The 26,109-nt window shown below is 39.6% G+C and carries 24 protein-coding genes and 1 riboswitch; of the genes, 9 read left to right on the forward strand and 15 right to left on the reverse strand.

All coding sequences use genetic code 11. From position 1 onward, the window contains the following. Nucleotides 1–159: 159 nt before the first annotated feature. Nucleotides 160–1,011, reverse strand: coding sequence for a nitrate ABC transporter permease (gene ntrB / locus IQ259_RS16000; RefSeq protein WP_193886475.1), 852 nt, complete (start codon nucleotides 1,009–1,011; stop codon nucleotides 160–162). Continuing rightward, nucleotides 965–1,087 (reverse strand): hypothetical protein, encoded by a 123-nt coding sequence (locus IQ259_RS27590; RefSeq protein WP_255525399.1) that lies wholly within the window; start codon nucleotides 1,085–1,087, stop codon nucleotides 965–967. Before IQ259_RS27590 ends, ntrB begins: the two co-directional genes overlap by 47 nt. An 18-nt stretch (nucleotides 1,088–1,105) precedes the next feature. Next, a riboswitch (cyclic di-AMP (ydaO/yuaA leader) is annotated at nucleotides 1,106–1,319 on the reverse strand. Between the two features lie 284 nt (nucleotides 1,320–1,603). On the opposite strand from IQ259_RS27590, the gene IQ259_RS16005 reads away from it, so the two are divergent. Continuing rightward, nucleotides 1,604–2,794 (forward strand): HAMP domain-containing sensor histidine kinase, encoded by a 1,191-nt coding sequence (locus IQ259_RS16005; protein ID WP_193886476.1) that lies wholly within the window; start codon nucleotides 1,604–1,606, stop codon nucleotides 2,792–2,794. Nucleotides 2,795–2,876: 82 nt separating this feature from the next. Next, nucleotides 2,877–3,329 (forward strand): hypothetical protein, encoded by a 453-nt coding sequence (locus IQ259_RS16010; RefSeq protein ID WP_193886514.1) that lies wholly within the window; start codon nucleotides 2,877–2,879, stop codon nucleotides 3,327–3,329. Between the two features lie 18 nt (nucleotides 3,330–3,347). Here IQ259_RS16010 and rnc read toward each other — a convergent pair whose 3' ends face one another. Beyond that, on the reverse strand, nucleotides 3,348–4,031 hold the full coding sequence (gene rnc, locus IQ259_RS16015) for a ribonuclease III (RefSeq protein ID WP_193886478.1): 684 nt from the start codon (nucleotides 4,029–4,031) through the stop codon (nucleotides 3,348–3,350). Nucleotides 4,032–4,158: 127 nt separating this feature from the next. Then, on the reverse strand, nucleotides 4,159–4,689 hold the full coding sequence (locus IQ259_RS16020; RefSeq protein ID WP_193886480.1) for an NYN domain-containing protein: 531 nt from the start codon (nucleotides 4,687–4,689) through the stop codon (nucleotides 4,159–4,161). Nucleotides 4,690–6,016: 1,327 nt separating this feature from the next. On the opposite strand from IQ259_RS16020, the gene IQ259_RS16025 reads away from it, so the two are divergent. Then, on the forward strand, nucleotides 6,017–8,542 hold the full coding sequence (locus tag IQ259_RS16025) for a sigma 54-interacting transcriptional regulator (protein ID WP_193886482.1): 2,526 nt from the start codon (nucleotides 6,017–6,019) through the stop codon (nucleotides 8,540–8,542). Nucleotides 8,543–8,709: 167 nt separating this feature from the next. Then, nucleotides 8,710–9,420, forward strand: a complete 711-nt coding sequence (locus tag IQ259_RS16030) for a sugar transferase (protein WP_370568039.1) — start codon at nucleotides 8,710–8,712, stop codon at nucleotides 9,418–9,420. A gap of 6 nt (nucleotides 9,421–9,426) precedes the next feature. On the opposite strand, the gene IQ259_RS16035 is transcribed toward IQ259_RS16030, so the two are convergent. The 6 genes from IQ259_RS16035 to IQ259_RS16060 all read right to left on the reverse strand — a co-directional run bounded on the left by IQ259_RS16035 (nucleotide 9,427) and on the right by IQ259_RS16060 (nucleotide 15,647). Next, nucleotides 9,427–10,266, reverse strand: a complete 840-nt coding sequence (locus tag IQ259_RS16035; RefSeq protein ID WP_193886484.1) for a carbohydrate ABC transporter permease — start codon at nucleotides 10,264–10,266, stop codon at nucleotides 9,427–9,429. A 57-nt stretch (nucleotides 10,267–10,323) separates the two neighbouring features. Next, nucleotides 10,324–10,884, reverse strand: a complete 561-nt coding sequence (locus IQ259_RS16040; RefSeq protein WP_228014570.1) for a 5-formyltetrahydrofolate cyclo-ligase — start codon at nucleotides 10,882–10,884, stop codon at nucleotides 10,324–10,326. Nucleotides 10,885–10,979: 95 nt separating this feature from the next. Continuing rightward, nucleotides 10,980–11,924, reverse strand: a complete 945-nt coding sequence (locus IQ259_RS16045) for a GDP-L-fucose synthase (RefSeq protein WP_193886488.1) — start codon at nucleotides 11,922–11,924, stop codon at nucleotides 10,980–10,982. Nucleotides 11,925–11,947: 23 nt separating this feature from the next. Further along, nucleotides 11,948–13,027: a GDP-mannose 4,6-dehydratase gene (gene gmd / locus IQ259_RS16050; protein ID WP_193886490.1), complete on the reverse strand. Its 1,080-nt coding sequence runs from the start codon at nucleotides 13,025–13,027 to the stop codon at nucleotides 11,948–11,950. A gap of 605 nt (nucleotides 13,028–13,632) precedes the next feature. Then, nucleotides 13,633–14,391, reverse strand: a complete 759-nt coding sequence (locus IQ259_RS16055) for a sugar transferase (protein ID WP_193886518.1) — start codon at nucleotides 14,389–14,391, stop codon at nucleotides 13,633–13,635. Between the two features lie 113 nt (nucleotides 14,392–14,504). Further along, complete coding sequence (locus IQ259_RS16060) at nucleotides 14,505–15,647, reverse strand: glycosyltransferase (RefSeq protein WP_193886492.1); 1,143 nt, start codon at nucleotides 15,645–15,647, stop codon at nucleotides 14,505–14,507. A gap of 270 nt (nucleotides 15,648–15,917) precedes the next feature. Here IQ259_RS16060 and IQ259_RS16065 point away from each other — a divergent pair, with 270 nt between their 5' ends. Further along, nucleotides 15,918–16,850: an NAD-dependent epimerase/dehydratase family protein gene (locus tag IQ259_RS16065; protein WP_193886494.1), complete on the forward strand. Its 933-nt coding sequence runs from the start codon at nucleotides 15,918–15,920 to the stop codon at nucleotides 16,848–16,850. A gap of 4 nt (nucleotides 16,851–16,854) precedes the next feature. Here IQ259_RS16065 and IQ259_RS16070 read toward each other — a convergent pair whose 3' ends face one another. Next, nucleotides 16,855–17,061: a hypothetical protein gene (locus IQ259_RS16070; protein ID WP_228014572.1), complete on the reverse strand. Its 207-nt coding sequence runs from the start codon at nucleotides 17,059–17,061 to the stop codon at nucleotides 16,855–16,857. 232 nt (nucleotides 17,062–17,293) lie between these two features. Here IQ259_RS16070 and rfbB point away from each other — a divergent pair, with 232 nt between their 5' ends. Both rfbB and rfbA read left to right on the forward strand, forming a co-directional pair. After that, entirely contained in the window at nucleotides 17,294–18,367 is a 1,074-nt protein-coding gene (gene rfbB, locus IQ259_RS16075; protein ID WP_193886496.1) for a dTDP-glucose 4,6-dehydratase, read from the forward strand. Continuing rightward, nucleotides 18,364–19,275, forward strand: a complete 912-nt coding sequence (gene rfbA / locus IQ259_RS16080; RefSeq protein ID WP_193886498.1) for a glucose-1-phosphate thymidylyltransferase RfbA — start codon at nucleotides 18,364–18,366, stop codon at nucleotides 19,273–19,275. Before rfbB ends, rfbA begins: the two co-directional genes overlap by 4 nt. 49 nt (nucleotides 19,276–19,324) lie before the next feature. Here the strand turns inward: rfbA and pgsA are convergent, their stop codons facing one another. Together pgsA and IQ259_RS16090 are read right to left on the reverse strand one after the other, a co-directional pair. Continuing rightward, nucleotides 19,325–19,843 (reverse strand): CDP-diacylglycerol--glycerol-3-phosphate 3-phosphatidyltransferase, encoded by a 519-nt coding sequence (pgsA, locus tag IQ259_RS16085; RefSeq protein WP_193886500.1) that lies wholly within the window; start codon nucleotides 19,841–19,843, stop codon nucleotides 19,325–19,327. 20 nt (nucleotides 19,844–19,863) lie between these two features. Further along, complete coding sequence (locus tag IQ259_RS16090) at nucleotides 19,864–20,427, reverse strand: Uma2 family endonuclease (protein ID WP_193886502.1); 564 nt, start codon at nucleotides 20,425–20,427, stop codon at nucleotides 19,864–19,866. Nucleotides 20,428–20,595: 168 nt separating this feature from the next. Between IQ259_RS16090 and IQ259_RS16095 the strand changes: the two genes are divergently transcribed. Beyond that, on the forward strand, nucleotides 20,596–22,014 hold the full coding sequence (locus IQ259_RS16095) for an aspartate ammonia-lyase (protein WP_193886504.1): 1,419 nt from the start codon (nucleotides 20,596–20,598) through the stop codon (nucleotides 22,012–22,014). A gap of 129 nt (nucleotides 22,015–22,143) precedes the next feature. After that, nucleotides 22,144–22,527 (forward strand): DUF2358 domain-containing protein, encoded by a 384-nt coding sequence (locus IQ259_RS16100; protein ID WP_193886506.1) that lies wholly within the window; start codon nucleotides 22,144–22,146, stop codon nucleotides 22,525–22,527. Between the two features lie 102 nt (nucleotides 22,528–22,629). Here IQ259_RS16100 and IQ259_RS16105 read toward each other — a convergent pair whose 3' ends face one another. Together IQ259_RS16105 and IQ259_RS16110 are read right to left on the reverse strand one after the other, a co-directional pair. Beyond that, entirely contained in the window at nucleotides 22,630–25,194 is a 2,565-nt protein-coding gene (locus IQ259_RS16105; RefSeq protein ID WP_339383918.1) for a BsuBI/PstI family type II restriction endonuclease, read from the reverse strand. Nucleotides 25,195–25,318: 124 nt separating this feature from the next. Beyond that, entirely contained in the window at nucleotides 25,319–25,912 is a 594-nt protein-coding gene (locus tag IQ259_RS16110; protein WP_193886508.1) for a MarC family protein, read from the reverse strand. Nucleotides 25,913–26,109 lie beyond the last annotated feature (197 nt).

Here is a 26,109-nt window from a genome sequence, read left to right on the forward strand (position 1 = left end):
GTCAGTTGGATTAACCTCTCCCCAACCCCTCTCCGCGTCGGAGAGGGGCAAAATTTTTGTAGTTTTGCAGGTTTTCAAAGCCTCTCCCACCGTGAAGGAGAAGCTTGGAGAGGGGTTTTTAACATCCTCACCTTATGTATTAATGGCTGCTGAATTTTGTTATTTAGCAGTTGTCGGGCGATGAGTTACTAATTCTTGAAGTTTGCTGACGGCGAAATCGAGAATTAGCCCAGTTACGCCAATAACAAATACAGCGAGGAAGACGGAACTTAGATTTAAACGACTCCATTCATCCCAAACAAAAAAGCCAATTCCAATACCACCTGTCAGCATTTCTACGGCGACGATGACTAACCAAGCAATTCCTAAACTAATTCGCAAACCTGTAAATGTGTATGGCAAACTGGCAGGCCAAATAATTTTCGTAATTCTTCGCCAACGGGGCATTTCTAACACTCGTGCCACATCTAAATAATCTTTGGGAACGCTGGCCACTCCTAGGGCTGTATTAATAATTGTCGGCCATAAGGAGGTAATGAAAATCACAAAAATTGCTGAGGGATCTGCCAAGTTGAAGATTGCTAAGGCAATTGGCAACCAAGCCAAGGGTGAAACGGGTTTAAAAATCTGAATGATGGGATTGAGGGCTAACATAGCAGGCTTGGACATACCAATGAGAAATCCTAAGGGAATTGCTACGACTGCACCTAACAAAAAACCTATCAAAACTCGTCGCAGACTGGCAATTAACAACCAGCCAATTCCCAAGTTGCCCGGCCCTCGTTGATAAAACGGGTTTAAAATATAGTCTAAATTAGCAATTAATGCCTCTGGTGGCGTGGGCATTAATTCATGGTTGGTAAGGGCCACGACCCACCACAGCAGTATAATTCCTAAGAAACCCAAGATAGGTAAAAAGACAACATCTTTACTGATTATGGGTTTTGCCTTTTGCCACGCGGCTTTACTCGCGATCGCCGCGATCGCTACTAAATTTAATTGCAATATCATCTATAACCTCAGCAGGTTTAAGTACAGGCACAAAAATCTGAGCAGTACCAGCCTTGGACACTGATGAGATCAACACATTAAAAATGCTATCTCTTCAGTCTCCTCTCAATGCCTACGAAGTTAGCTGACGGGCTAGGGCTGAGAGATGCCCCTCTTTTGAAGGATGAAGTGTGAAGTATGAAGTGTGAAATAACTTTTTTCAACCTTTATACTTCAGTCTTCAGCCTTTTCTCAGATACGCCCCAAAATTTGGTTCCTCCGCTTCAGCGTTACGTACTGTGACGTGCTGAATTAGGCTGACTTACTCGAATGAACAACAATATAGCGAACTATAACATTGCTGTCCAGTCAAAACAACTTCTTCAGATAGATATTTGTAGGTTTATATACCTTCTTTTCTTTAATTTTGGAGTTGCTAGTCATATTTAACACACTTTTTCTAGTGAATAGGTAATATCTATGTTCATTAGTAGCTAATCTCTTTCTTTGAGTAGTTGAGTTATTCCACTAATTTTGCATCAAGAAACTGGATTCTCGTTAAACTAGTTCCAGTAAAAAGTTTACGTAGATAATTTTTACAAAATTTAACAAAATGGATTTTAGTCAATTATTAGCTGAAAAAACTAACATTATCATCGAGACATGGATAGCGGCAGTTCGCCAAGATAGGCAGATTGAAAGTGCTGATGAATTATCATACACAGCGATTAAAAATCATATACCTGATATTTTTCAAGCGATGATCACAGTACTATCACAATCTCAGAATAGTGATATTAAGTCGATACTTACAGCTAGTTGGCAGCACGGACTCTTACGCGCAGAACAAGGCTTTGATCCTACAGAAATTGCTAGAGAATATCGCTTGCTACGAATAGTAATATTTGATACTTTAGAATCAGATTTTTTGCAGGGAACACCTGCGGAAATTATTCGTTATATGCGTTTAATTGATGCTGTAATTGATGAAGCGATCGCTCGGTGCTTCAAAAGTTATGTTGAGGAGCGTTTGCGAGAATTAAAACATTTACATACCTCATTAACACTTCATAATGATGAACTAACTCGCTTAATTAATGCTAACCAAGATACTCTTTCGGAACTCGCCCACGAACTGAAACATCCTCTAACATCAATTATTGGCTACTCAGATTTATTTTTACGACAACAAAGACGCAAAACTGAAGTAAAAGACACTTACACCAATTTAGAACACATCGAGCGTGTGCTACGTAATGGTAGGCACTTACTCCGCTTGATTAATGATATATTAGAACTCTCACGATATGATGCTGGTAAATTAAAACTTCAAGTAGCACACACCAATGTACAAGAATTAGTTAGTAACGTGTGTGAAATGTTGGAGCCTTTAGCAGAAGAAAAAAAATTGCAGATTTTGGTGGATTGCGATCGCTGTCCTCAAAAAGTTCTAACAGATGAGTTTCAATTACAACAGATCATCACCAATCTCGTAAGTAATGCGATTCGCTATACAGAGTCAGGAAGCATCAACATATTTTGTCAAGTAATTGATGCAGATAAATGGCTACTAGTAGTTTCTGACACAGGAATTGGAATTGCGCCAGAAAACCAAGCAAAGATATTTGAACCTTATTTTCGTGTAAGTAAGAGCGATCGCTCTTACCTTCCCGATAGTACAGGATTAGGGCTGGCGATCGTTTCTCGCTTAGTAAAACTACTCCAAGGTGAAATTAATCTAGAATCTCAGTTAGGCTTTGGTTCTACCTTTACTGTGACTTTTCCCTTAGAAATCAAAATATGAGAAAGTTAATTCTTCACAAGTTCCTCAGATTTTTTGCCTAAATTGAAAACTGGGCAATTCTAACAGGAGTTTGGGAGGCTTTATAGTGATGAATTATCAAGAACGAATAATTGCTCTTTGGACAGCATTTCTACTAGGAACTTTATTTCACACACAACTAGGTTTAATGCCGTTGTTTCATGGTTTATCAGTTGGCGAATCTCAACCCGCCTCAAAAATTACTGATATTTCTGGAATTATGTGGTTAATGTTGGGCTTTTTTGTATTACCAATTTTGGTAATAATTGCAACTGCTTTTACCAATTCCAAGCGCTACCGCTTGTTTCATTTTGCGCTAACTGTGTTTTATAGCATCATGAACTTGCTTCATGTTATTGCAGATTTATTTGTTCAACCAATTTTATGGTATCAAATCACTTTGATGGTGATTTTATTCCTTATAGGTTTGTTGTTAAACATTGTATCCTTTCAATGGATGCAACTACAATCTAGAAGTCATAAACCACAACCAAAGCTAACATCTCCACATTCTTAAATATAGAGAAAAATTTCTCTATAACTTACCTTCTTGTTTCAACTTAGCCAGTGCATTTTCAGCCGCTGCTTTTTCGGCATCTTTTTTATTGCGTCCCTCCCCTTCTCCGTAATCTTTTCCATTCACAAATACTCTAGCTGTAAATACTGGTGCATGAGACAAACCGCCTACTTGCTTTGTGATGTATTCAGGAGGGTTTGTTGTCACATTGCGTTGTACCCATTCCTGAAAACGATTTTTTGAGTCTACATTAGAGCGAACCACAACAATATGATCAGGTACAGAATCAAATAATTTTTCCACAATGGTACGCACTGCTTCAATATCCGAATTGTGATCCAAATAATAAGCACCAACAACAGCTTCAAAAGTGCTGCTCAGTAAATTAGGGTTTTGAAAACCACCATCTAAAATAGCTCCTTTTCCTAAACGCATTCTAAAGTCTAAACCAACCTCTTCAGCAAACTTTGCTAACTGCTTTTCATCTACCAGCGCCGAACGCCGTCGTGTTAATTCATCTTCGCCTTTTTCTGGATGATGACGATAAAGATACTCACCACTGAGAAAATTAAGTATAGCATCACCGAGAAATTCTAGGCGTTCATTGTGTTCACCTTCTCCGGGGTTTTCGTGAACATAAGAACGATGAGTAAGTGCATGACGCAAAAGTTTCTCATTCCGGAATGTTAGAAGTTTGTGCATCTGTTATTTCCTTCCTAGTTGGGAATATTAGCTATTTCTTGAAACATGAAAAAGCTAAAAATATGTTAGCTTTGTAAGACATGGTTTTTGAATTGCAATGTGTTAAATTTGGTAGATATTCACCTAACTAAATAGCAGGGATGTACAGTTGAGTTGAATTTTTCATTAACTCAGGCAATTCATCCACAAAGTAAAAATTGTTCTTACGAACTAATTCAATTAGTTTTTGACTAGCACTACCTCTTTGAGCAAAAACTATTACCCTTTTACCCATAGCTTGAAGAACGGCAATTAAGCCAGCATAATCTCTATCTCCTGATACGAGAATAATTATTTTAGGAATAGATGAGCATTGAGGATCAAAAAGTTTAACACAGTCAGCCATTAGACGATTATCTGCACTGTTTTCGGAATAGTCTGGGACATCAACACTTTCAACATCAAGTGTCTTTAGCTTATTTTTGATACAAACTTGACTGAGAAAATGTGAATTGTAGTAGAGTTTTTTGCAATCTACTCTTCCGTGAAATTTTGCAAAATCTAGTAAAAGCTTGGCTGTATCTTTAGTTAAGTGGACGTTCTGAATATCACAAAAGATAGCAACAGAATTTTTGGGCTGGCTTTTTTGGATATTTGAGGCTAGATGGGTGTCCTTCATTTTAATAAATATGTCCAGATTTTGATTTGGTTAACTGGACAGCACTAACAAGTCACATATCTAGCAGCAACAAAGCCTTACATAAAATGTTTATGCTCATGGAGTAAACATATGCTACAAAGCTCTTTGCCTTATCGCTCTTTGGTTCATGTCTCAGCCGTAGAATTCCTGGCTTCCTACCAAGTTTTGCGTTATCCTTTCTCCTGAACATTCATCCAAACATCTCATCTTCCCGTTGAACGCCTAATCAATCATTTGACCTGACATTTATCTGATTATTCAGAAAAAGGGATGACTCAAAGCTTGGCAGGAAACTAGGAATTCTGCTGCTGAGACAACACCAAAAACTTGCGCCTTAGAGTGCAGTTATTTTGCTGTCTGTAAATATAGATTTGCACGATTGATACTGGATGTCAAGATATTTTTGTGTGAAGATTCGCCAACCTGAATAAACAATCGATCAGATTTAAGAATGATCGCTTGATGGGATTTCCTTGTCAAGCAACTTTTTTGTCAAAGTTATTGCCTTTGAAATAAAATGAAGACGAATAACCCTTGTTCAGGTTCATCACTTTCTTTGCAATAAGGGTTTCCATTAAGTCTGCTAGTTGCGATTTTGAGCAATCATTGGGCAAAAAAAATCTTCCCCTACTAACTAGCAACGAGAAGATTGAGATTTATAGTTCGTCAGGTGATCGGAATAGTACTTATTTAGTATTTATAGTATCTATCTTTGTTCCTCCATTAGATAGAGAAATGTCATGACTTGATCCTTGTGTTGGTATATCTCAACACTGGGAGTAAAATTAAGATAAATAAATAATAAATTTAGAATTAATTATTTAAAACCCATGTATGATTTTCATTGAGTATCTATTTGTATTAAATATTAATATTTAGAAAACCCCATTGCCTTTGAGAAGCAATAAGTAGAAAGGTGCAAATAAACCGAACTATGTAACGGAAAGCAAAGTAGCTTGAAAACCTCTTGCCTTCTGCCCTCTGCCTCCTGCCTTGTCATAACGACAATTTTTAACACCGACCTACTTAGGGCTGACGGTATGGTGTGAAGAGCAAACAAATTGTTTAGTTAAATAGAGAATATCAATAGAATGTGTCACTTGTGTCACATAAATATGAAAATTATATGATCGCCAACAATTCCTAACTACGGCTAAAAAATACCGCGGCCAATACAATTAAACCTAAAAGCGCCAAGGGAACCCAAAGATTAGGAACATCTGATAAACTCATCACGCAGATATTTTGCCTTCTTTTCAGGGATAATTCCATTTATACCGCAAGCAGCCTGCACTGAGAACTCTAAATGACATCTCCAGAAACAGTCATTTGGCTACAAGAACGGACAACTCTAGGAATTCTCTCATCTGATGCCTTAAATGCAATCGCTCAAGTCCTCGAAGCAAGAGTCGTACCAAAAGGCAGTAACCTTGTGAGCGAAGGTACTCACCCAGAAGCCCTTTACATCCTCAAAGATGGTCAAATAGAAAGCCATGCCAGCAATAAAAATAACCCCACCCTAGCTTGTGGTTTTCTCCCAGGAGCCGTAATTAACCTTAAGGAACTACTGTTAGACGAAGTAATTTCATCTACAACGGTGGCACTTACAGAATGTCATGTGTGGGTTGTCCCTGCGGCTAAATTTCGCACCATAGCCAGCCAATATGCAGAAATTACCCAGGCTTTATCTCGCTCCTTAGCACAAGAATTAGCGCAAGTGACATCGGCCTTGACTTACGAACAAGAGCGTTCCGTAGCCTTGCGTCCCTACTTAATTACTAAAGCCCAACGGGGTATTGTCGGTACTAGTCGCTATGCAGTACGTCTGCGCGAACAAATTCGAGAAGCCGCAACCAACCGCAAATCAGTAGAAATTTTCGGTGAACCAGGCTTAGAAAAAGATAACATCGCTGCGCTAATTCATTATGGTTCACCTAAACGCCGGGAACCAATTATTAAAATTAATTGCGGCATTCTCCAAACTAGTGGTGTAGACCTATTTGGTCGTGCTGGTGGTAAACCAGGGCTTTTAGAATGGCTGGGGGAAGGTACTTTAGTACTCAACAACATCCAAGAACTGCCCCCAGATTTATTACCTGCAATGGTACAGTTGCTGAAAACAGGAACTTACACCCCCGTGACACGTACTGGAGAAGCAACAGCCGCACCTCGTCCCAGCCAAGCCCGGATTTTAATTATTTCCGAAAAAACTCAGTCCAAAATAGAACGCTGCGTCGGTTGCGTGATTAAAGTTCCACCAGTGCGGGTGCGAAAAACCGATATTAAAGCACAAGTAGAATATTACATTAGTCTTTACGTGCGATCGCGCGGTTTGCCAAAACCTCATGTCACACCAGAAGCATTGCGCCGCTTGCAATCCTATGACTTTCCTGGCAATCTCAAGGAGTTAAAAAATTTAGTCGAACGAGCCATTGTCCAAGCAGGAGAAAGACAGGAATTAACAGAAGAAATCTTTTGGTCAGTTCAGGCGAAGAAAAAAGAATTTCGCGTCAATTTGTTGAATGCTTATCCTGGGTTGCGGCGGTTTTTGCGGAGTGATTGGTGGCCAGACCGGATTAACTACGGTTTTACTGTAGTAGCTTTTGCCATGATCGTTGGGGTATTGTTTATCGGGCCACAGACACGCGATCGCAATTTTGCTTTAAATTTATTTTGGGCTTGGTGGTGGCCTTTTTCTCTCTTGATCTTCCCCTTTTTAGGTCGTGTGTGGTGTGCCGTTTGTCCTTTCATGATTTACGGCGAAATTACTCAAAAACTATCTCTCTGGCTTTTTCCGCGGCAACTCAAGCGCTGGCCTAGAGAGAAAGCTGAGAAATGGGGTGGATGGTTTGTGTTTGGGCTATTTACTTTAATTTTCCTCTGGGAAGAACTCTGGAACTTAGAAAATACAGCCTATCTTTCCGCTTGTCTGCTGTTGTTAATTACCGCCGGAGCAATGATTTTTTCAGCGCTGTTTGAACGGCGGTTTTGGTGTCGTTATCTTTGCCCCATTGGTGGGATGAATGGTTTATTTGCCAAACTCTCCATGACAGAACTGCGGGCGCAACAAGGTATTTGTTCTGCAACTTGTACCACTTATCAATGTTACAAAGGCGGAGCAGAAAAAGGCGAGGGGATGGAAACTAATGGCTGTCCATTGTATTCCCATCCAGCCCAATTAGAAGATAACCGAGATTGTGTGCTGTGCATGACTTGTCTCAAAGCCTGTCCCCATCGTTCCGTTGAGTTTAACTTGCGTCCACCCGGTATTGAACTGTGGACGACTCATGTACCACGCAAGTATGAGGTTGCATTGTTGTTTCTACTCTTAGGTGGTGTATATCTGCATCGTTTACCGGAATTGCAATCATGGTTGGGTTTAAAACTAGATTTAACCCAGTTTTGGCAGCATTTGGGATTCTCTCTGTTAGTTTTACTTATCCCGGCGGCTTTTACTTGGACAGCATACGGCTTGATCCAATTATTCCATGTTCAGCGCAAGCCTAAACCATTTATAGAGCTTGCCTATGGTTACTTACCATTGGTGTTAGGAGGAAACTTAGCTCACTATCTGCGTTTAGGTTTGACAGAAGGCGGACGGATTTTACCTGTAACTTTGGCAACTTTTGGGTTAAATGGTGAGCAGTTGCCTATCTTAGTAGCACATCCAGCAGTGATTGCATTTTTGCAAGGTTCTACTTTGATTTTTTCAGTGCTGTTAACGATAGTATTAACGCAAAAAATAGCACGGCAACCGCTGCGATCGCTCTTTTGGCAACATTTAGCAACTATCGGTTTGGCAGCTAGTATGTGGGTACTGATTGTCTTGTAGCTAGACTAACTTTGTCCATTGGATACTCAAAATTTAAAATCACTCATTGAATTCAAAGATTGTATAAACTTTAAGCTAAATGTTTATTACTGGTTCAATTTTTGTTTATATTAATACTCAGTACAAATGTAATTTGATCAAGATACCTTTATCAACTAAAATTCCTTATGATGTCAATACCTACTGTTACTTCTCATGCAGGAGGTTATGCTGTGGATGAATTAGCTCTTGTGACTCAGCATCATGCGGCCAATTTTGTACAACAGCCCTTACACCGCTCAACCTCAAGCATCACAAAAAGATTCATTGACATTTTAGGAGCTATTGTTGGGCTAATTATCACAGCCATAATAGCAATTCCCATAGCAATTGCTACCAACATCACTAATCCTGGGCCAATATTCTATTCCCAAATTCGCTGCGGTATGAACGGTCAACCTTTCCGCATATGGAAGTTTCGTTCAATGGTTGTGAATGCTGATAAATTTAAGCATCTAGTAAAAAATCAAGCTCAGGGTCACATCTTTAAATCTGTTGATGACCCTCGCATCACTCCAGTTGGTAAATTTTTGCGTCGCACTAGCTTGGATGAGTTTCCCCAGTTTTGGAATGTTCTCAAGGGCGAAATGAGCTTAGTTGGGACTCGTCCCCCCACACCTGATGAAGTCATCTATTACGCACCACATCACTGGGAGCGATTAAGCGTCAAGCCAGGTATGACGGGAGAATGGCAAGTCAATGGTCGTTCCAGCATCAAAGATTTTGAAACCATCGTTAAAATGGATATCGATTATCAACGCAAGTGGTCTGTAGTTTATGACCTGATGCTGATATTTAAAACAATCTGGGTGGTTTTTAACAAGAGTGGTGCTTATTAGTCAAGGTTAACCTTTAACACCACTACCAGTTTCAGTGGGGACAATATAGCGTTGTAAAAATAGAAATAGTACTAGCACTGGAGCAATAGAAATTATTGAGCCAGCTGCCACTAACCGCCAGTCTAAAGAAAATGTACCTGCTAATTTTGCTACTCCCAAAGGTAAGGTGTAGAGTTTTTCGTCTTGAATGACAATTAAAGGCCAAAGAAAATCACTCCAAGAACCGATAAAGACGAAAATTGCCAGAGTAACCAATGCAGGACGAATGGCTGGTAACATTATGTGCCACCACAAGCCTAACTCTGAACTACCATCCATACGGGCGGCTTCTTCGATTTCTTTTGGAACACTCATAAAAGCTTGCCGGAGTAAAAAAATGCCAAAAGCAGAAGCTAAACTTGGAAAAATCATTCCCAAATAACTATTTACTAAGCCTAACTGGACTGTCAAAATGTATAAGGGAATCATGACAATTTGAAAAGGAATCATGATTGTTGAAACGATCGCAATAAAAATCCAGTCTCGCCCCGGAAACGACAATCTTGCTAAAGGGTAAGCAGCTAAGGCACAAAATAGCAGATTCAACCCAACAGTCAGCATTGATACCAAGGTACTGTTATATAAATACTGTGCGAAAGGCAGAGATTGCCACACGGTAGAGAAATTGCCGAGTGTAGGTTGGCTGGGTAGTAATTGTGGCGGTGACTGCAAGATATTTTCTGTAGGCGATTTTAAAGCCGTACTAATTAGCCAAAGTAGGGGAAATAGAGTGATGAGTGCGATCGCTCCTAATAAACCATAGGTTATCAGAATTTGCCAGCGCGAGTTTTGTATTTTTAGCTTCATAAAATTTGCCTTACCTTTTGTATTGATAGAACTTTGAATCATCAAACAAAATGTATTTTAAGGATAAATAAGCAATTTAGTTTCTGTAGAAATTGCTTTTAAAGGTTTATCCCACATTTCTAAAGGTAGTTCAAGCAAGTAAGCAAAATCAAATACAATGCCTATAGTTGGCTTGTTTTCCCATTTTGGGGAACTGAGTAAGCGGTCATAATATCCCCCACCATAGCCCAAACGAAATCCTTGGCGATCGCACGCTACACTAGGCACAAGAATTAAGTCTACTTCACTAGAATCGATTGTTAGTGCATCGGGATATGGTTCTCTAATACCATAGCTATTAATCTGCACTGCATCTTCAGGTTTCCAAACATGCCAAGATAGAGTGTCACCAACGCAACGCGGAAAACCCCATTTATATTTAGTGTCTGCAAATAAGGGACTTAAATCTGGTTCTTGACGAAAGCTGAAATAAGCGAGTATTGTTTTTACTTGAGTAAAGAGAACAGAAGTTTGCAACTGTGTACAGATGCGATCGCTTTTTTCTCTCCATTCTTCAACAGACATCGATTGCCGTTTTTTTAATAACGTGCGACGTAACCTTGTCTTATCTAGCTGCATATCAAATGTATTTCTAATAAATCTACACATAAAAATTGTAGAGACGCTGCAATGCAACGTCTCTACAAACCTAGCCTAGAGAATTTGTATTGTATTTAAGCCGCGTTTTGACGATACCAATTAATAGTATTCTTCAACCCTTGCTCAAAACTGACTTGAGCAGTGAAGCCAAAAGCTTGCTTGGCTCGTTCAGTATCTAAACACCTACGGGGCTGACCATTGGGTTTGTCAGTTTCCCAAACAATTTCACCATCGTACTCCATCAATTCGCAGATCAGATTAATCAAATCACGGATAGAGATTTCATAACCTGTTCCTAAGTTGACTGGTTCAAAGTCATTGTACAATTGAGTACCCATGACAATTCCCCTCGCTGCATCTTCAGAATAGAGAAACTCGCGGGTAGGACTGCCGTCACCCCAAACGGGTAGTTGTTTTTCTCCCTTAATTTGGGCTTCGTGGACTTTGCGAATTAAGGCTGGAATGACATGAGAACTTCTAGTGTCAAAGTTATCTTCCGGCCCGTATAAATTCACTGGTAGTAGGTAAATACCATTGAAGCCGTATTGCTGGCGGTAAGATTGCATCTGGACTAACAGCGCTTTCTTCGCCACACCGTAGGGGGCGTTAGTTTCTTCTGGATAGCCATTCCAAAGGTCATCTTCTTTGAATGGCACGGGTGTAAATTTGGGATAGGCACAGATTGTACCAACACAGACAAATTTTTCTACTCCAGCCTGATGGGCAGCATGAATTAGCTGAGTTCCCATAATCAAGTTGTCGTAGAATAACTCTGCGGGCTTTTCGCGGTTGAGACCAATGCCACCGACGTGAGCCGCTAGGTGGATAATAATATCTTGTTGGTCAACTGCACGTTGACAGTTTTCCCAAACACGAATATCACAATCACGCGATCGCGGTACTGTAATTTTCGCATTATCAGCCCCGTTTTTACACAGCTGATCTATTACCTGACGACCTAGGAATCCCGCCCCACCTGTGACGAGAATCCTTTTATTTTTTAGTTCTAAGGCGGTCATATTTTTATCCTCTGCGGTGTAAATCAGAAGTGGAGAGCGCCCAGTTCTTGACGAATAGTGGCAATATCAACAGGCATTGATGAACCATTCCCATTGGGTGAAGTGTGTCCCAATGCTTGTAAATCTGCTTCCACCATGAGGGCGACTAATCCTTCAAAAGTTACCGAAGGTTGCCAACCTAATTTTTGTTTTGCCTTAGTAGGATCACCAATTAATAAGTCTACTTCCGCAGGACGCAGGTAGCGATCGTCAAATTCTACGTAATCTTGCCAATTGAGATTAACATAACCAAAGGCCAACTCTAAAAATTCTCGTACTGAGTGGGTTTCACCAGTTGCAATTACGTAATCATCTGGCTGGTCTTGTTGCAACATCAACCACATTGCTCGGACGTAATCTTTGGCGTAACCCCAATCTCGTTTAGCGTCGAGATTACCCATGTAAATATTTTTCTGCTTACCAGCCACAATTCTCGCTACTGCTCTGGTAATTTTGCGGGTAACAAAGGTTTCACCACGTCGTGGTGATTCGTGGTTAAATAAAATACCGTTACAAGCAAACAAATTGTAAGATTCACGGTAATTTACTGTTTGCCAGTGAGCGTAAACTTTCGCACAGGCATAAGGACTGCGGGGATAAAACGGCGTTGTTTCGCTTTGAGGTACTGCTTGTACTAAACCATACATCTCTGAAGAACCAGCTTGGTAGAAACGTACTTCAGTTCCGGTGCGCTGTTGGTAGTCTCGAATGGCTTCTAATAGACGCAGTGTACCCATTCCAACTGCATCGACAGTGTACTCTGGTGAATCAAAACTTACCCTAACATGGGATTGCGCTCCCAGGTTATAAATTTCAGTTGGTTGGACTTCTTCTAAGATTCGCCGCAGCGTTGTACCGTCTGTCAAGTCACCGTAGTGAAGGAACAACCGCACTCCCTCTTTGTGAGGATCTTCGTAAATATGATCGATGCGGTCTGTGTTGAAGGTGGAAGTTCGACGAATAATTCCATGAACTTCATAACCTTGCTCTAGCAAAAACTCACTGAGATATGAACCATCTTGACCGGTAATACCAGTAATCAACGCTCGCTTAGTTTGCACCATGCTCAATTATCCCTTGTTATTTTTGATCTATATAGTTTCTCGTCCAACTGATACAACCTAGCAGCTAATGGCTAAATTGCCTAATGGGAAACTTACGGGTCTTAATTGATAGCAGAAGTTTGCCGTAAACAAATATACTTAATTAAGTATTATTTAACAAGTCAATCCTGAGTAGCTTAGGCAAGGATTGGGTAAAATTTTTGATACATTTTTTAATATTTACGGAAACTTCATATAACCTTGATTTTTATTAAGGCTGAATCAATTTGAAATTTTATCAAATTATTTATCAGATCATTAGCAGGTAGGAACTAAAAAACTGAAATTAGAAGATGTTTAAATTTGTATAGATATTTTTTAATAGTTTTAAGTAGCTGTTATCAACTGCACGTACTAGAGCAAATGAAAATACAGATTGGGCAGTTTATTCAACATTCATGAATCAGCAAGTTTCTAGTTAGATCATCATACAGTTCAGATATAGGAATGCAATAAAATTTTTCTTTCTCGCCCTAGCCTTTAAATTCTAAAATTTACCCCTGGTATAAACATTAAAAACTTAAATAGGGGCAGCGAATGCCCCTATCATCAATGTTGATTTCTGCTCAGTAAGCTCCGTTATTTTTAGGCATGATGACCACATCAATCGTTTTTAGTATTATCCACAAGTCAAGCCATAAATTCCTAAATTTGACATAGTGCAGGTCTATTTGAACTCTTCTTGGGTAAGGAATGTCATTACGTCCCGAAACTTGCCATAATCCGGTAATTCCTGGTCGAATTGTTAATATCTGCTCTATGTGATTGCCATATTTTGGTAGTTCTTCTGCTACCAGTGGGCGCGGCCCGACAACGCTCATATCTCCTTTTAAAACATTCCAAAACTGAGGGAATTCATCCAAGCTAGTAATCCGCAAAAATCTACCAATTTTGGTAATCCGGGGGTCATGTTTCAGCTTAAAACTGCTTTCAAATTCTTGCCGCATCTGTGGGGATGTTTCCATCATTTGCACCAGTATTTCGTCTGCATTGCTCACCATTGTGCGGAATTTAATACAATTGAAGCGTTTATAGTTTTTACCTACCCGTTCTTGGACATAAAAAATTGGGCCTTCTGAGCTTAAAGCAATCAGCAAAGCCAAAATTAGGTAAAGAGGAAAGAACAAAATTAATACTGATAGCGAAAACCCGATATCGAATAGTCGCTTAACAAACTCTCCGTTTAAAGCCGGAAAAGACCAACCTTTAGGTTTTACCTTAGGTGTCTTTGTTTTTTTACTACGTTTTAAGAAATTACGCGTAGACGAGCTAGCGTCTTGCCGTAGGCTTCGCTTGCCGGAGAGGAGTGAGCTCTGGGCAGTCATCATACTCCTTAATAATCCACACCACACATAGTCCCAATCTTAAAGCCAAAATGAGGTGCTTCTGGATGGAAGTTCCAAAAGCATACACAATTTCAGTACACAAATTTCGACCATCATTCTAAGTATGATCTGGTTTTGTCACATTTGTTGAGAAAATCTAGATAGCGCTGTGCAAAAATTGGCGGTGAAAACTGGGTAGCGTGCGATCGCAAATACTCAGGGTTAAACGCATTTTGATACATTTCAAATTTTTCCACTGCTTCTATTAACGCTGCTATTGTTTGCTCTTTAAAAAAGATACCTGTTCCTTGCTCCTTGTGCGATCGCACATCTCGGACTGTTTCTAAAGCACCTCCCGCCCCATAAGCAATAACTGGAGTACCACAAGCTTGTGCTTCTACTAAGGCAATGCCAAAGTCTTCACAAGCTGCATAGACAAATGCTCTGGCTTGCGCCATATATTTTTTTACTACATCATCAGGCTGCCAACCCAGTATTTTAATGTTAAGGTTGGCTATTTGGCGAATTTTTTCCATTTCTGAACCTGTACCAATTACTACCAATGGTAGCTGCAATTGATTAAAAGCTTGGACAATTAAAGTTACTTGCTTATAGCTAACTAAACGGGAAACAGTCAAGTAAAAATCCTCTTTTTCTTCAAAAAGAGGAAATGCTTCTACATTCACTGGTGGATAAATAACTGTGGCTTCACGTCGATAGCAGCGCCAAATTCGTCTAGCTGTGTGCTGCGAATTGGCAATAAAGTAATCAACGCGATTGGCACTTAATACATCCCACTGGCGTAACTGATGCAGTAAATACTTGGTTAACCAACCTGCTAAACCACTGCCTAGTTGACTTTGCCGGAGATAATCAAAAGTCAAATCCCAGGCATAACGCATGGGACTGTGACAGTAGCAAATATGCAACTGGTCGGGGGTAGTCAGAATTCCCTTGGCTACAGCATGAGAAGAAGACAAGATTACGTCATATTGGCGCAAATCCAGTTGTTCAATGGCCAAGGGCAACAAAGGTAAGTATTTCTGCACGCCATTACGGGCAGAAGGTAAATACTGAAGAAACGTTGTACCAATTTGACGTTTATACAAGTAACTTTCAGGATTGCTGGATTCAAAGTCAATCAGAGCATATAAATCAGCATTAACATGATTCAGAATTTCTTGTACAACTAGTTCTGAACCACCGGTGGCTTTAGGTGTTAACCACTCATGAACCAGGGCATATTTCAAGGACACAACTAAACTTGAATAAGTGAAAAATACATCGATAAATTGTGAGGAAGCGCCCCAGATTCAACCCCAGACGGAATTATGCCGCAAGTGGTTCCAGAGGGATACAGCAACCTGATAACCTCAAGTTGGGGAGTGGGAAGTAGGGAATAGGGATTAGGAAAAAGGGTAGGGACTAGTATCAAAAACAGATATCTAACCTCTATTCTGTAACCTGTAACCTGTAACCTCTATCCCCTAGCTTCTCCATGAGCAATTGATATAACAGGGGAATTTATGCGAATTTTGATTATGGGTGGTACTAGGTTCATTGGTGTTTACCTAACTCAAATACTTTTAAAACAAGGGCATGAGGTGGTACTGTTCAATCGGGGCAATCGTCCTGTACCACCAGGAGTAGGACAAATTATAGGCGATCGCACGGATGCAGCACAGCTGAAAGAAAAATTGTCACAAGAAAATTTTGACATCATTTTTGACAATAATGGACGAGAACTAACTGACACTCAGCCATTAGCAGAAATTTTCCAAGGGCGGGTACAAAATTTTGTTTACATGAGTTCTGCGGGAGTTTATCTCAAATCTGACCAATTACCTCATGTTGAAGGTGATGCTGTAGACCCTAAGAGCCGTCATTTAGGTAAACATGAAACAGAAGCCTATTTAGCTGAAAAAGGATTGCCTTTTACCTCAATTCGCCCGACTTACATTTACGGGCCGAGTAACTACAACGAATTGGAAGGCTGGTTTTTTGATAGAATTGTGCGCGATCGCCCGATTCTGATTCCTGGTAATGGGTTACATATCACGCAGTTGGGGCATGTGCAAGATTTGGCAACAGCCATGTCTTTAGTAGTCGGCAATCAAAAAGCGATTGGACAGATTTATAATATTTCAGGCGATCGCTTTGTCACATTTGATGGTTTAGCTCGTGCTTGTGCTGTAGCGGCTGGTAAATCACCAGATGCAGTTAAAATTGTACATTACGACTCGAAAAAATTTGATTTCGGTAAACGCAAAGCTTTCCCTATGCGCGTTCAGCATTTCTTCGCATCGGTACATAAAGCCCAAGCAGAATTAAATTGGCAGCCTGAATATGATTTAATTTCTGGACTGAGTGATTCTTTGAATAATGATTATTTAGCCAGTGGACGAGATAAAAAAGAAGTTGATTTTTCTGTAGATGAGGAGATTTTACAAGCTGTGTAGAGTTCTATAGCTGATTTAGGTCAATACCCAATTCTCGTAATTTGGCAGCTAATTTCTCAACCTTCGCAGCTAATCTATCAACTTGTTGGTTTTCCTGCTCAACGGGAGTAGGAACCCAATTTCCATTTGCATCATACCAGCGTAACCACGATCGCTCAATTCCTTTGTAAGAGCTTTGCCAAAGTCCTAATCCCAGTTGTAAACCAGGCATCCAAATTCGTGGTGTAGTTAAATTTATTTCACTATAGCTGTCTGCAACCAGTTGGAAAGCCTGTAATTTATCAGAATAACAGGTAGGAATTCTTTCGCTGGACGAGGCGGGTCTGTTTGATACATATTATTACGGAGGATGAAAAATAAATAGAGGTTTTGTCTAGTTATACTTAGCTTATACAAACAACTTATAGAACTGACTTTAATTATAAATCAAATCTGAAGGATGTATGCTGACAGCACTAGTAACTGGAGGCGCTGGATTTATCGGGGCGAATTTTATACTTTTATCTCGAAAAAATCAGTGGTTAAATGTAATTAACTTAGACAAACTAACTTATGCCAGCAATTTAGAAAATTTAGCAGAATTGCAAGGCGATCGCAATTATCATTTTGTGCAAGGAGACATCGGTAACGTTGAATTAGTTAGTTATTTACTAAATAAATATCAACCTGATGCCATTATCAACTTTGCTGCCGAAAGTCATGTTGACCGTTCTATTTTCAGCCCTCAAATATTTATTCAAACGAATGTAGTTGGTACCTTTAATTTACTAGAAGCGGCTCGATTTTACTTGCAAAAGCTCTCACCTCAAAAACAGCAAAAATTTCGGTTTCTACATGTGTCTACAGATGAAGTATACGGCTCATTGCAACTTCATGAATCAGCATTTCGAGAAGATACAGCCTATGCGCCTAATAGTCCTTATTCAGCATCTAAAGCCGCAGCAGATCATTTTGTGCGAGCTTACTACCACACCTATGGATTACCTACTTTAACAACAAATAGCTCAAATAACTATGGGATGCGTCAATTTCCTGAAAAACTCATTCCTTTGACTATTCTTAATGCTTTAGATTGTAAGTCTTTACCAATATATGGTGATGGGAAAAATATTCGAGATTGGCTTTACGTTATTGATCATTGTGAAGCTATATATCTAGTTCTTCAAAACGGAAAACTTGGTGAAAATTACAATATTGGCGGACTGAATGAACAAACTAATTTAACAGTTGTAAAAAAAATATGTGCCATAATTGATGAATTAGCTCCTAAGTCAAATTTTTGCCATTCTTCTTTAATAACCTTTGTTCCAGATCGCCCAGGACATGACCGGAGATATGCAATTGATTGTAGTAAAATCAGGCGTGATTTAGGTTGGCATCCTCAAGAAAATTTTGATAGTGGTTTAAGAAAAACAGTCCAATGGTATCTTGATAATTCAGATTGGGTAAATCAAGTACGTTCAGGTGCTTACGTGAATTGGTTGCAACAAAACTACGGAAATCGGAATGCAAAATGAAAGGAATTATTTTAGCTGGTGGCTTTGGTACGCGTCTTTATCCTATAACCAATGTTGTTAGTAAACAACTGATGCCAATATATGACAAGCCAATGATTTATTATCCATTGTCTGTGTTAATGCTGGCTGGAATTAGAGAAATTTTAATTATTTCAACACCCAATGATTTACCATTATTGCAAGAACTTTTAAAAGATGGTTGTCAATGGGGTTTGCAGTTTAGTTATATTGAACAGCCTTATCCAGAAGGTTTAGCTCATGCTTTTATTTTAGGTAAAGAATTTATTGCAAATCAGCCAGTCTGCTTAATTTTAGGAGACAATCTATTTTATGGTAATGGTTTAAGAGAAGTGTTAATTAAAGCCGCACAATTAAAAGAAGGCGGACTCGTTTTTGGCTATCAGCTAAAAGATCCAAGTCCTTATGGAGTGATTGAACTTGATGCTGAAGGTTGGGTAATAGGAATAGAAGAAAAACCTGCATTTCCTAAGTCTAAATATGTTATTCCAGGTATTTATTTTTATGATTCTCAAGTAGGAAAAATTGCCGCTAATCTCAAACCTTCTGTACGTAATGAACTAGAAATAACTGATGTGAATATGGCTTATTTAAAGCAAGGAAAATTAAAAATCGAGCTTCTGGGACGTGGATATGCTTGGTTAGATGCGGGAACTCACGAATCTTTACATCAGGCTGCTAATTTTATTCAAACTTTAGAAGAAAGGCAAGGATTAAAAATAGCTTGTATTGAAGAGATAGCCTACAATCAAGGCTATATAGATGCTTGCCAACTCAAAGAATTGATTGAACCAATGTCTAAAAGTAGCTATGGTCAATATTTAATGTCAATTTTAGAAGACGATTATCTCATTAACAGAAAAAGACCACAATGTTTCATTAATTCGTAGCCAATTAATTTCCTGTGGTAAAAACTCCGCATACCTCTGCGTTTAAATTTTACTCAACATTACTAACTTTTGGCGGCAAAAGATAAATTAAACCCGATATTAAAGTCAACACCACAGAAATCCAAAAAGCGATTAATGATGGAGTTTTCCATTGTGCTGATAAAGGTGCAATCAAAAGTGCGATCGCCGCTATTTGACTGACAGTTTTGAGTTTACCCCAAATATTCGCCCCCGAAATCGTGGTTTGATTTACTCGCCAACCAGCGATCGCTAACTCTCGCGCTAAAATTAAAAACACTCCCCACGCTGGAACTTTCCCTAACTCAATCAACACCATCAACGGCGCAAGCACCAAAAATTTATCTACTAAAGGATCTAAAAACTTACCCAAATCACTAATTTGGTTGAGTTTCCGCGCTAAATATCCATCTAACCAATCCGTTAACGCCGCTACCAAAAAAATAGCCAAACATACCCATTTAGCTTGTGCTGTCGGGTTGTACAAACCATAAAGCAGAAATGGTACACCGAGAAGGCGAGAAAAAGTAATCCAGTTAGGTAAAGTCATGATTTGGATTGAGGAATTATTTATAACTTTAACCAAGCAAATAATTGCCCTAATGTCAAATTTAAATCACTGACTAAATCGGGAACTGGCAATATATCTTCTTCGTTTTCTAAAAATATTAATTGCTGGTGAGGCGGATAAACTAAAACACAATATTCCTCTGGATCAATTAACCAACCTAAGCTAGTACCGTGATTTAAACAATGTAAAATATTTTTGGTGACTTTGGTTGTACTTTGTTCAGGAGAGAGGATTTTAATTGTCCAATCTGGGTATGTATTAAAAACATTGGCGATATTACCTTTTTCATCTACAGGAATCCGCTCCCAAGCAAATACTGCTACATCTGGAACAGTGGAACGTCCACCAAAGGTACAGCGCAATTCTGGAAAAGCTAGGGCGATTTTTCCAGGCTCGACTACACTATTAACTGTAGTTACCAATTTACCCTGAAGTCTACTATGTTTACCTTGAGGCATAGGTTTTTGAAATATTTCTCCATCGATATATTCACTTGCTGGTTTAGTTTCTGGTAATTGTAAAAATTCCTCTAAAGATATACGGCGAATTGGTGTTTTAATCATAATATTTACCTGCGCGTATTTAAACTCAAGGTTAGCTTAAATCAATTGATTTGACCAAAAGGATTTCTCTCAAATTCCCGGTTTGATCCTAGAAGATTGGACATATAAAAAGGCGTGAGTGTCATTTACATGGCATGATCTGTATTTTGAGATCATCCAAACAATACTATGACTGACAATATAGATTTTCGCATTGAGCGCGACTCAATGGGCGATCGCCAAATTTCTAGTAGCGCTTATTACGGCATCCAAACTTTACGGGCGACCGAAAACTTCCCTATCAGCGGAATCAAGCCCTTGCCTACTTACGTAGATGCTTGCTTAATTATTAAAAAAGCTACAGCAATTGTTAACGGTGAATTAGACTGTATTCCCCAAGATATTAGTCAGGCGATTGTTAAAGCCACTGATGAAATCCTCGCGGGACAATTGCGTGACCAGTTTGTGGTCGATGTCTATCAAGCGGGTGCTGGGACTTCTCACCACATGAATGTTAACGAAGTTTTGGCAAATCGGGCGTTAGAAATTCTCGGTGACGAAAAAGGTAATTACAAACGAGTTAATCCTAACGACCATGTTAACTATGGGCAGTCTACCAATGATGTGATTCCCACAGCAATTCGCATTGGTGGTTTATTGGCACTGTCTCATACACTGCACCCAGCTTTAGAAAAAGCGATCGCCGCTTTAGAAAACAAAGCTGTAGAATTTCAGGATATCGTCAAATCTGGCAGAACCCACATGCAGGACGCTGTACCTGTGCGTTTGGGTGATACTTTTGCTGCTTGGGCGCAAATCCTCGCAGAACATCAAAACCGCATCTATACTGCTTCTGGAGATTTGATGGTGCTGGGTTTGGGTGGTAGTGCGTCTGGTACAGGTTTGAATACCCATCCTCTATATCGTAGCCGTGTCGTGGGTGTGCTTTCAGAATTACTCAACTTGCCCTTAGAACCTGCACCTCACTTGATGGCGGCCATGCAGAGTATGGCTCCTTTTGTCAATGTTTCTGGTGCTTTACGGAACTTGGCACAGGATTTAGTCAAAATATCTCATGATTTGCGGTTGATGGATTCGGGGCCAAAAACTGGCTTGAAAGAAATTCAACTTCCTCCAGTCCAACCTGGTTCCTCGATTATGCCAGGGAAATATAACCCAGTTATGGCAGAGATGACATCGATGGTGTGTTTTCAGGTGATGGGTTACGACAGTGCGATCGCTCTTGCCGCCCAAGCGGGACAATTAGAATTGAATGTGATGATGCCGTTGATTGCTTATAACCTGATTCACAGCATCGAAATTCTGGGCAATACTATCGCCACCCTAACAGAACGCTGCATTCAAAATATTACTGCCAACCGCGATCGCTGTTTGGCATATGCCGAAGGCAGTTTAGCTTTAGTCACCGCCTTAAATACTCACATTGGCTATCTCAAAGCTGCTGAAGTCGCCAAAGAATCATTAGAAACTGGCAAATCTCTCCGACAGATTGTTTTAGAAAAAGGGCTAATGACTGAAGCCGAATTAGCCAAAGTTTTAAATCTAGAACAGATGAGTGCTATTTTACCCCTCAAGGCAGAATCTTAATCCTATTTTTGAGCTAAATGTAGGGTGGGCATTTTCAACAAAACCCTCAACCAATTAAGAATATACTAGTTAATGTCCACCTTACAAACACCTGAATTTTCTTCACATTTATAGATAAATCTATTGATTATGGATATTATCGAAATTCTCAAAGATGACTATCAAAGATTTCCCGAAAATCAAACATATAACATTTACGCTGAAGATGTTTATTTTCAAGACGCAGTTTTCAAGTTTCGGGGCATTAAACTTTACCAGTGGATGATTAATTTCATCAAGACTTTCTTTTTCAATCCCAGGATGGATTTGCATGATATTCAACGCTTGGGAGATACCATCAAAACCGAGTGGACACTTAGTTGGAATAGTCCCCTACCTTGGAAACCACGCATTTCTATTCGCGGCTGGAGTGAATTAGTTCTCAACTCCGATGGTTTGATTGTTTCTCACATTGATTATTGGCGTTGTTCACGCGTGGATGTATTTAAGCAGCATTTCTTTTCACAGGCGTAGGTTTTTTCAACGCAGAGAGGCGCAAAGGAAGGCAGAGTGTTTTTGGAGTAAATTTTACGCTAAAGGTGGCTACTTTAACCACACATTTTCATGCCGATTTACTTAATCATGCAGTTGTAACAAATGCTGACCATTAAAGTGAATTAAATGCGTCTTATCTTCAGCAACCCAGACATCTGTTTCCCAAGCAATCTCTGTGAGATACTCTATCATCGCTTGACGGCTGAGAAATGCTGTTACCATCACCAGGGGTATTTTTGACCTGTTAAATGTATTCTTAAGTTCATTCTGCCGCTTAGGATTGATTGCGCCGTGAGAAGTTACAGCTTCAATTAAAACTAGCCAGTTATTGGCTATAAAGTGGATGATAACATCTGGCATTTTGCCGTGAGAATCAACAGTAATGCCTAAGTCTGCTAATGCTGCTTGATTAAAATGGGCAAACTTTTCGTCTGTATCACCAACATAAATCAGCTTTCCGCCAGGCGTAAACCGAGGAGCAAAATCACTAATAATTTTTTCAATTAGAATATTTTGCCCACCTGGTGATAAGGTTTTAATCTCCCCTTCAATCTCTATGGGGATGCGAGACATTTCCCGTTCTTGAGCATATCGCTTTTTGAGTGTCTCAACGGAAGCCAAGTAAGTATGGATACTCTTTTCCCATTCATCGCTACCATAGGTTCGCAAGAGTTCCAGCGCACTTTCTTCTATTTGATAAACCGTTTTTGGGCTATTAATGGGACGGCTTAATTTATCTGGATTTGCAACTATCAAAGCTGCATCTAAAAATTGGTGTACTGTTTGGCGACGCACTGTTTCCCGCGTGTTGGGCTTGTAAGTTTTGCCATAGTGTTGTGCCATAAATTCCATTATGGGTGTAATTCCCATCAAAGGGGCTGCTGCTGATTGCCAAGAATCTGTGGGCTTTAAATCAAGCAAAGCCACCAGAGTCAATGCTGATCGTTCATTTAGTTGTGCGCGAGGAAAGCCCAATTGCGTTAAAATTTGTAGTGCTTCATCAATTCGAGCCTTAGTAACTATTGGGTTGTTTCCTGGCTGATTTGTCATATTTAGTAACTCTATTTCCACAATTGCATCGATTTCTCTTTGAGAGGGAAACTTTTCACCAACCCGTTTCCCCACAGATATCAGCTGTTCCAACGTAGGGTATTTTAAGCTGCGTAAGTCTGTAGCATTTACTTGAGTATGTCCATTGAACAGCCGAAAAAATATATCTACCAGACTGGAATTAAGATATATTGCCAGTCCACGCGCTAAATTCAAGTCAAGTCCACGTCCATCTTTGTGAAAATAATTCAGGTGATTTTCAAAGCCGACACTAGTGCAGTCAATTCGGTTAGCATCATAGACAACAGCAACAATCCGCCTTTTCTCTTCTTTAGATGAGAACCTTTTACAGAGAACGTAATGCTCGTTTGGTACTAACAGGTTTGCTGTGGCTTCTACATTTATTAAGGCTTGGGGCTTTTTGGTGATTTTGGGATATTCTACATACCCATCGACAAAATTCACTGGGTAAAGCAACGGAATTGTATTCTTTTCGGGATTTGCTCTTAAATACTGTTTCGCACGGAAATCAACTACCCGTCCAGTCGAAACTTTTAAACCCAAATCGGTTAAAGTGCAGGTGAAATCAGACATTTGCTGAACAACCTGCTGGCTGAGAGTATCGGGAATAATATGAATGAATTGCTCTGAATCATCTGGATGAACTAAGTCTGTATAAAGTACAGAGTTGGTCATTACAAAGTCATCGTTGACACCAGCGCTTTTGCTGATTAGTACTGTATCTAACTTTTGCTTTTGTTTTGTGGCGTGAATAATAATTGTTTCTTGTAAAACATCATCATCTTGAAATACTTCTTGTCGAGATTCAAAAAGATGTATCTGTTGCAAAGCCATAATTTCTAAGAACATCTTGCGGAAATCTCGAAAATATAGCCCATTGCAAAAACTACGTGGGGTAATAGCGATAAACTCTCCTCCTGGTTTGAGGAGTAAAGCCGTAGCCGCCATAAAACCTGTGTAGAGATTACTTGTTTCTAAACCTATAGAACTTAGTAATTTACGAACTTTGGAATTGGCTTTTATTTTTAAATAAGGTGGATTAATAATGGTGTGAGTAAATTCTGTTGTGCTGTTTGGTTGATAAAACAAATCAGGTTGCAGAAGCCTTACAGCATCCTCGATGAAGTCTTGCTCACGAACTTCGTAATTAAAGATAATTTTGGTGTTTTGACATTCTTCCGCACAAAGTTCTAAGGTTTGATTCAAATAATTAATCAGAACAGAATCAATTTCGTAGGCGACAATGCGTAATTTTAATGGATGTTCTTGCTGCTTACATAGTTTGGCGACAAATGCTGCTAAGAGTGAACCAACTCCTGCACCAGCATCAAGCAGAGAAATGTCGCTTAAATTCTGCCTATTAAACATTCCAGCCATTAAGTCTGCTACTGAAATAGGCGTGAGAAACTGTCCCATCACTATTTTTTTGTTCTCTGTCAGCTGTGAGTTGGCTACAAGCCGCAGGAGTTCTACTTCAGCAAGCAAGTTTTGAGTAGACAGTTTTACTTGACTACTGAAAACTGAGCTACTATTAGGAGCTGATGCAAAGTCTTGGCTGTTTGAAGGTATAGGCACAATTAGTGTTATTAACTGGAATTAAATTGATAAATCTTTAGAGATTGATATCTCAAAATACTATAAATCATCACTCCCTTGTCGAAGCTCCGAACTCCATCTTGCCAGCAAACTCTAAATATATTTAGTGCAGAAACAACTCTTTAATGCCTGTACTGCCAATTTCTACTGCTAAAGCTGCTAATAAAAAACCTAATAACTGAGTGACAATCACTGTACCTTCGACACCAATTAATTTATCAATCTGGTTTGCTAAACGCAAAATCAACCAGGTGACAAACATCGCCACAATAATACCTAACACTACACCCAGATGGGGACTCTGGGATTTTGACATGAATAACATCACTGTTGTCAGCGTACCTGGCCCGGCTAACAATGGCAAAGCCAGGGGTGTGATTGCTACATCCCTTCCTTCTTCGTGAATGGGTGTGTCTAGTTCTCCCCGCAGCATTTGTAAGGCGATTAACAGCAGCAATAACCCGCCAGCTACCCGTAAAGATGCCATGCTAATTTCTAGATAAGTCAAAATATATTGACCAGAAAAGGCAAACAACAACAGAACTGCGATCGCTACAATACTTCCTTTATCAATCACTTTATTTCTTTCTTCTGGTGTCATGCCCTTTGTTAAAGCTAAAACTATTGGTATATTGCCTACAGCATCTGCCAGGACAAACACCGCAATAAATGTTTGGATGAAAACGGAGGTATCCACAGTAGCGAGGGTTTATCAAGGTTTGATAACAACCTACCGTGAATCTGCTCAGTTTCCTAGAACTCGTAGGAAGATTGAAATGAAATGTTAGGGACAGCAAGTATCTTAAAGAAAAGCAATGCTTATACCAATTCACGAAAATCTTGATACAAATTAATGGTTTTTAATTCTTTCCCCCTGCTCCCTGCCCCCTGCCC

The sequence above is a fragment of the Fortiea sp. LEGE XX443 genome (assembly GCF_015206815.1).
Lineage (GTDB): Bacteria > Cyanobacteriota > Cyanobacteriia > Cyanobacteriales > Nostocaceae > Nostoc_B.

What these genes read in the sequence shown, in the direction of transcription:
- IQ259_RS16035 (WP_193886484.1), bottom strand. Translation starts at nt 10,266, where the DNA reads ATGAAGCTAAAAATACAAAACTCGCGCTGGCAAATTCTGATAACCTAT.
- IQ259_RS16020 (WP_193886480.1), bottom strand. Translation starts at nt 4,689, where the DNA reads ATGAAGGACACCCATCTAGCCTCAAATATCCAAAAAAGCCAGCCCAAA.
- IQ259_RS16045 (WP_193886488.1), bottom strand. Translation starts at nt 11,924, where the DNA reads ATGACCGCCTTAGAACTAAAAAATAAAAGGATTCTCGTCACAGGTGGG.
- IQ259_RS16025 (WP_193886482.1), top strand. Translation starts at nt 6,017, where the DNA reads ATGACATCTCCAGAAACAGTCATTTGGCTACAAGAACGGACAACTCTA.
- IQ259_RS16100 (WP_193886506.1), top strand. Translation starts at nt 22,144, where the DNA reads ATGGATATTATCGAAATTCTCAAAGATGACTATCAAAGATTTCCCGAA.
- IQ259_RS16090 (WP_193886502.1), bottom strand. Translation starts at nt 20,427, where the DNA reads ATGATTAAAACACCAATTCGCCGTATATCTTTAGAGGAATTTTTACAA.
- rnc (WP_193886478.1), bottom strand. Translation starts at nt 4,031, where the DNA reads ATGCACAAACTTCTAACATTCCGGAATGAGAAACTTTTGCGTCATGCA.
- rfbB (WP_193886496.1), top strand. Translation starts at nt 17,294, where the DNA reads ATGCTGACAGCACTAGTAACTGGAGGCGCTGGATTTATCGGGGCGAAT.
- gmd (WP_193886490.1), bottom strand. Translation starts at nt 13,027, where the DNA reads ATGGTGCAAACTAAGCGAGCGTTGATTACTGGTATTACCGGTCAAGAT.
- ntrB (WP_193886475.1), bottom strand. Translation starts at nt 1,011, where the DNA reads ATGATATTGCAATTAAATTTAGTAGCGATCGCGGCGATCGCGAGTAAA.
- IQ259_RS16055 (WP_193886518.1), bottom strand. Translation starts at nt 14,391, where the DNA reads ATGACTGCCCAGAGCTCACTCCTCTCCGGCAAGCGAAGCCTACGGCAA.
- pgsA (WP_193886500.1), bottom strand. Translation starts at nt 19,843, where the DNA reads ATGACTTTACCTAACTGGATTACTTTTTCTCGCCTTCTCGGTGTACCA.
- IQ259_RS16030 (WP_370568039.1), top strand. Translation starts at nt 8,710, where the DNA reads ATGATGTCAATACCTACTGTTACTTCTCATGCAGGAGGTTATGCTGTG.
- IQ259_RS16005 (WP_193886476.1), top strand. Translation starts at nt 1,604, where the DNA reads ATGGATTTTAGTCAATTATTAGCTGAAAAAACTAACATTATCATCGAG.
- IQ259_RS16070 (WP_228014572.1), bottom strand. Translation starts at nt 17,061, where the DNA reads ATGCCTGGTTTACAACTGGGATTAGGACTTTGGCAAAGCTCTTACAAA.
- IQ259_RS16040 (WP_228014570.1), bottom strand. Translation starts at nt 10,884, where the DNA reads ATGCAGCTAGATAAGACAAGGTTACGTCGCACGTTATTAAAAAAACGG.
- IQ259_RS16095 (WP_193886504.1), top strand. Translation starts at nt 20,596, where the DNA reads ATGACTGACAATATAGATTTTCGCATTGAGCGCGACTCAATGGGCGAT.
- rfbA (WP_193886498.1), top strand. Translation starts at nt 18,364, where the DNA reads ATGAAAGGAATTATTTTAGCTGGTGGCTTTGGTACGCGTCTTTATCCT.
- IQ259_RS16065 (WP_193886494.1), top strand. Translation starts at nt 15,918, where the DNA reads ATGCGAATTTTGATTATGGGTGGTACTAGGTTCATTGGTGTTTACCTA.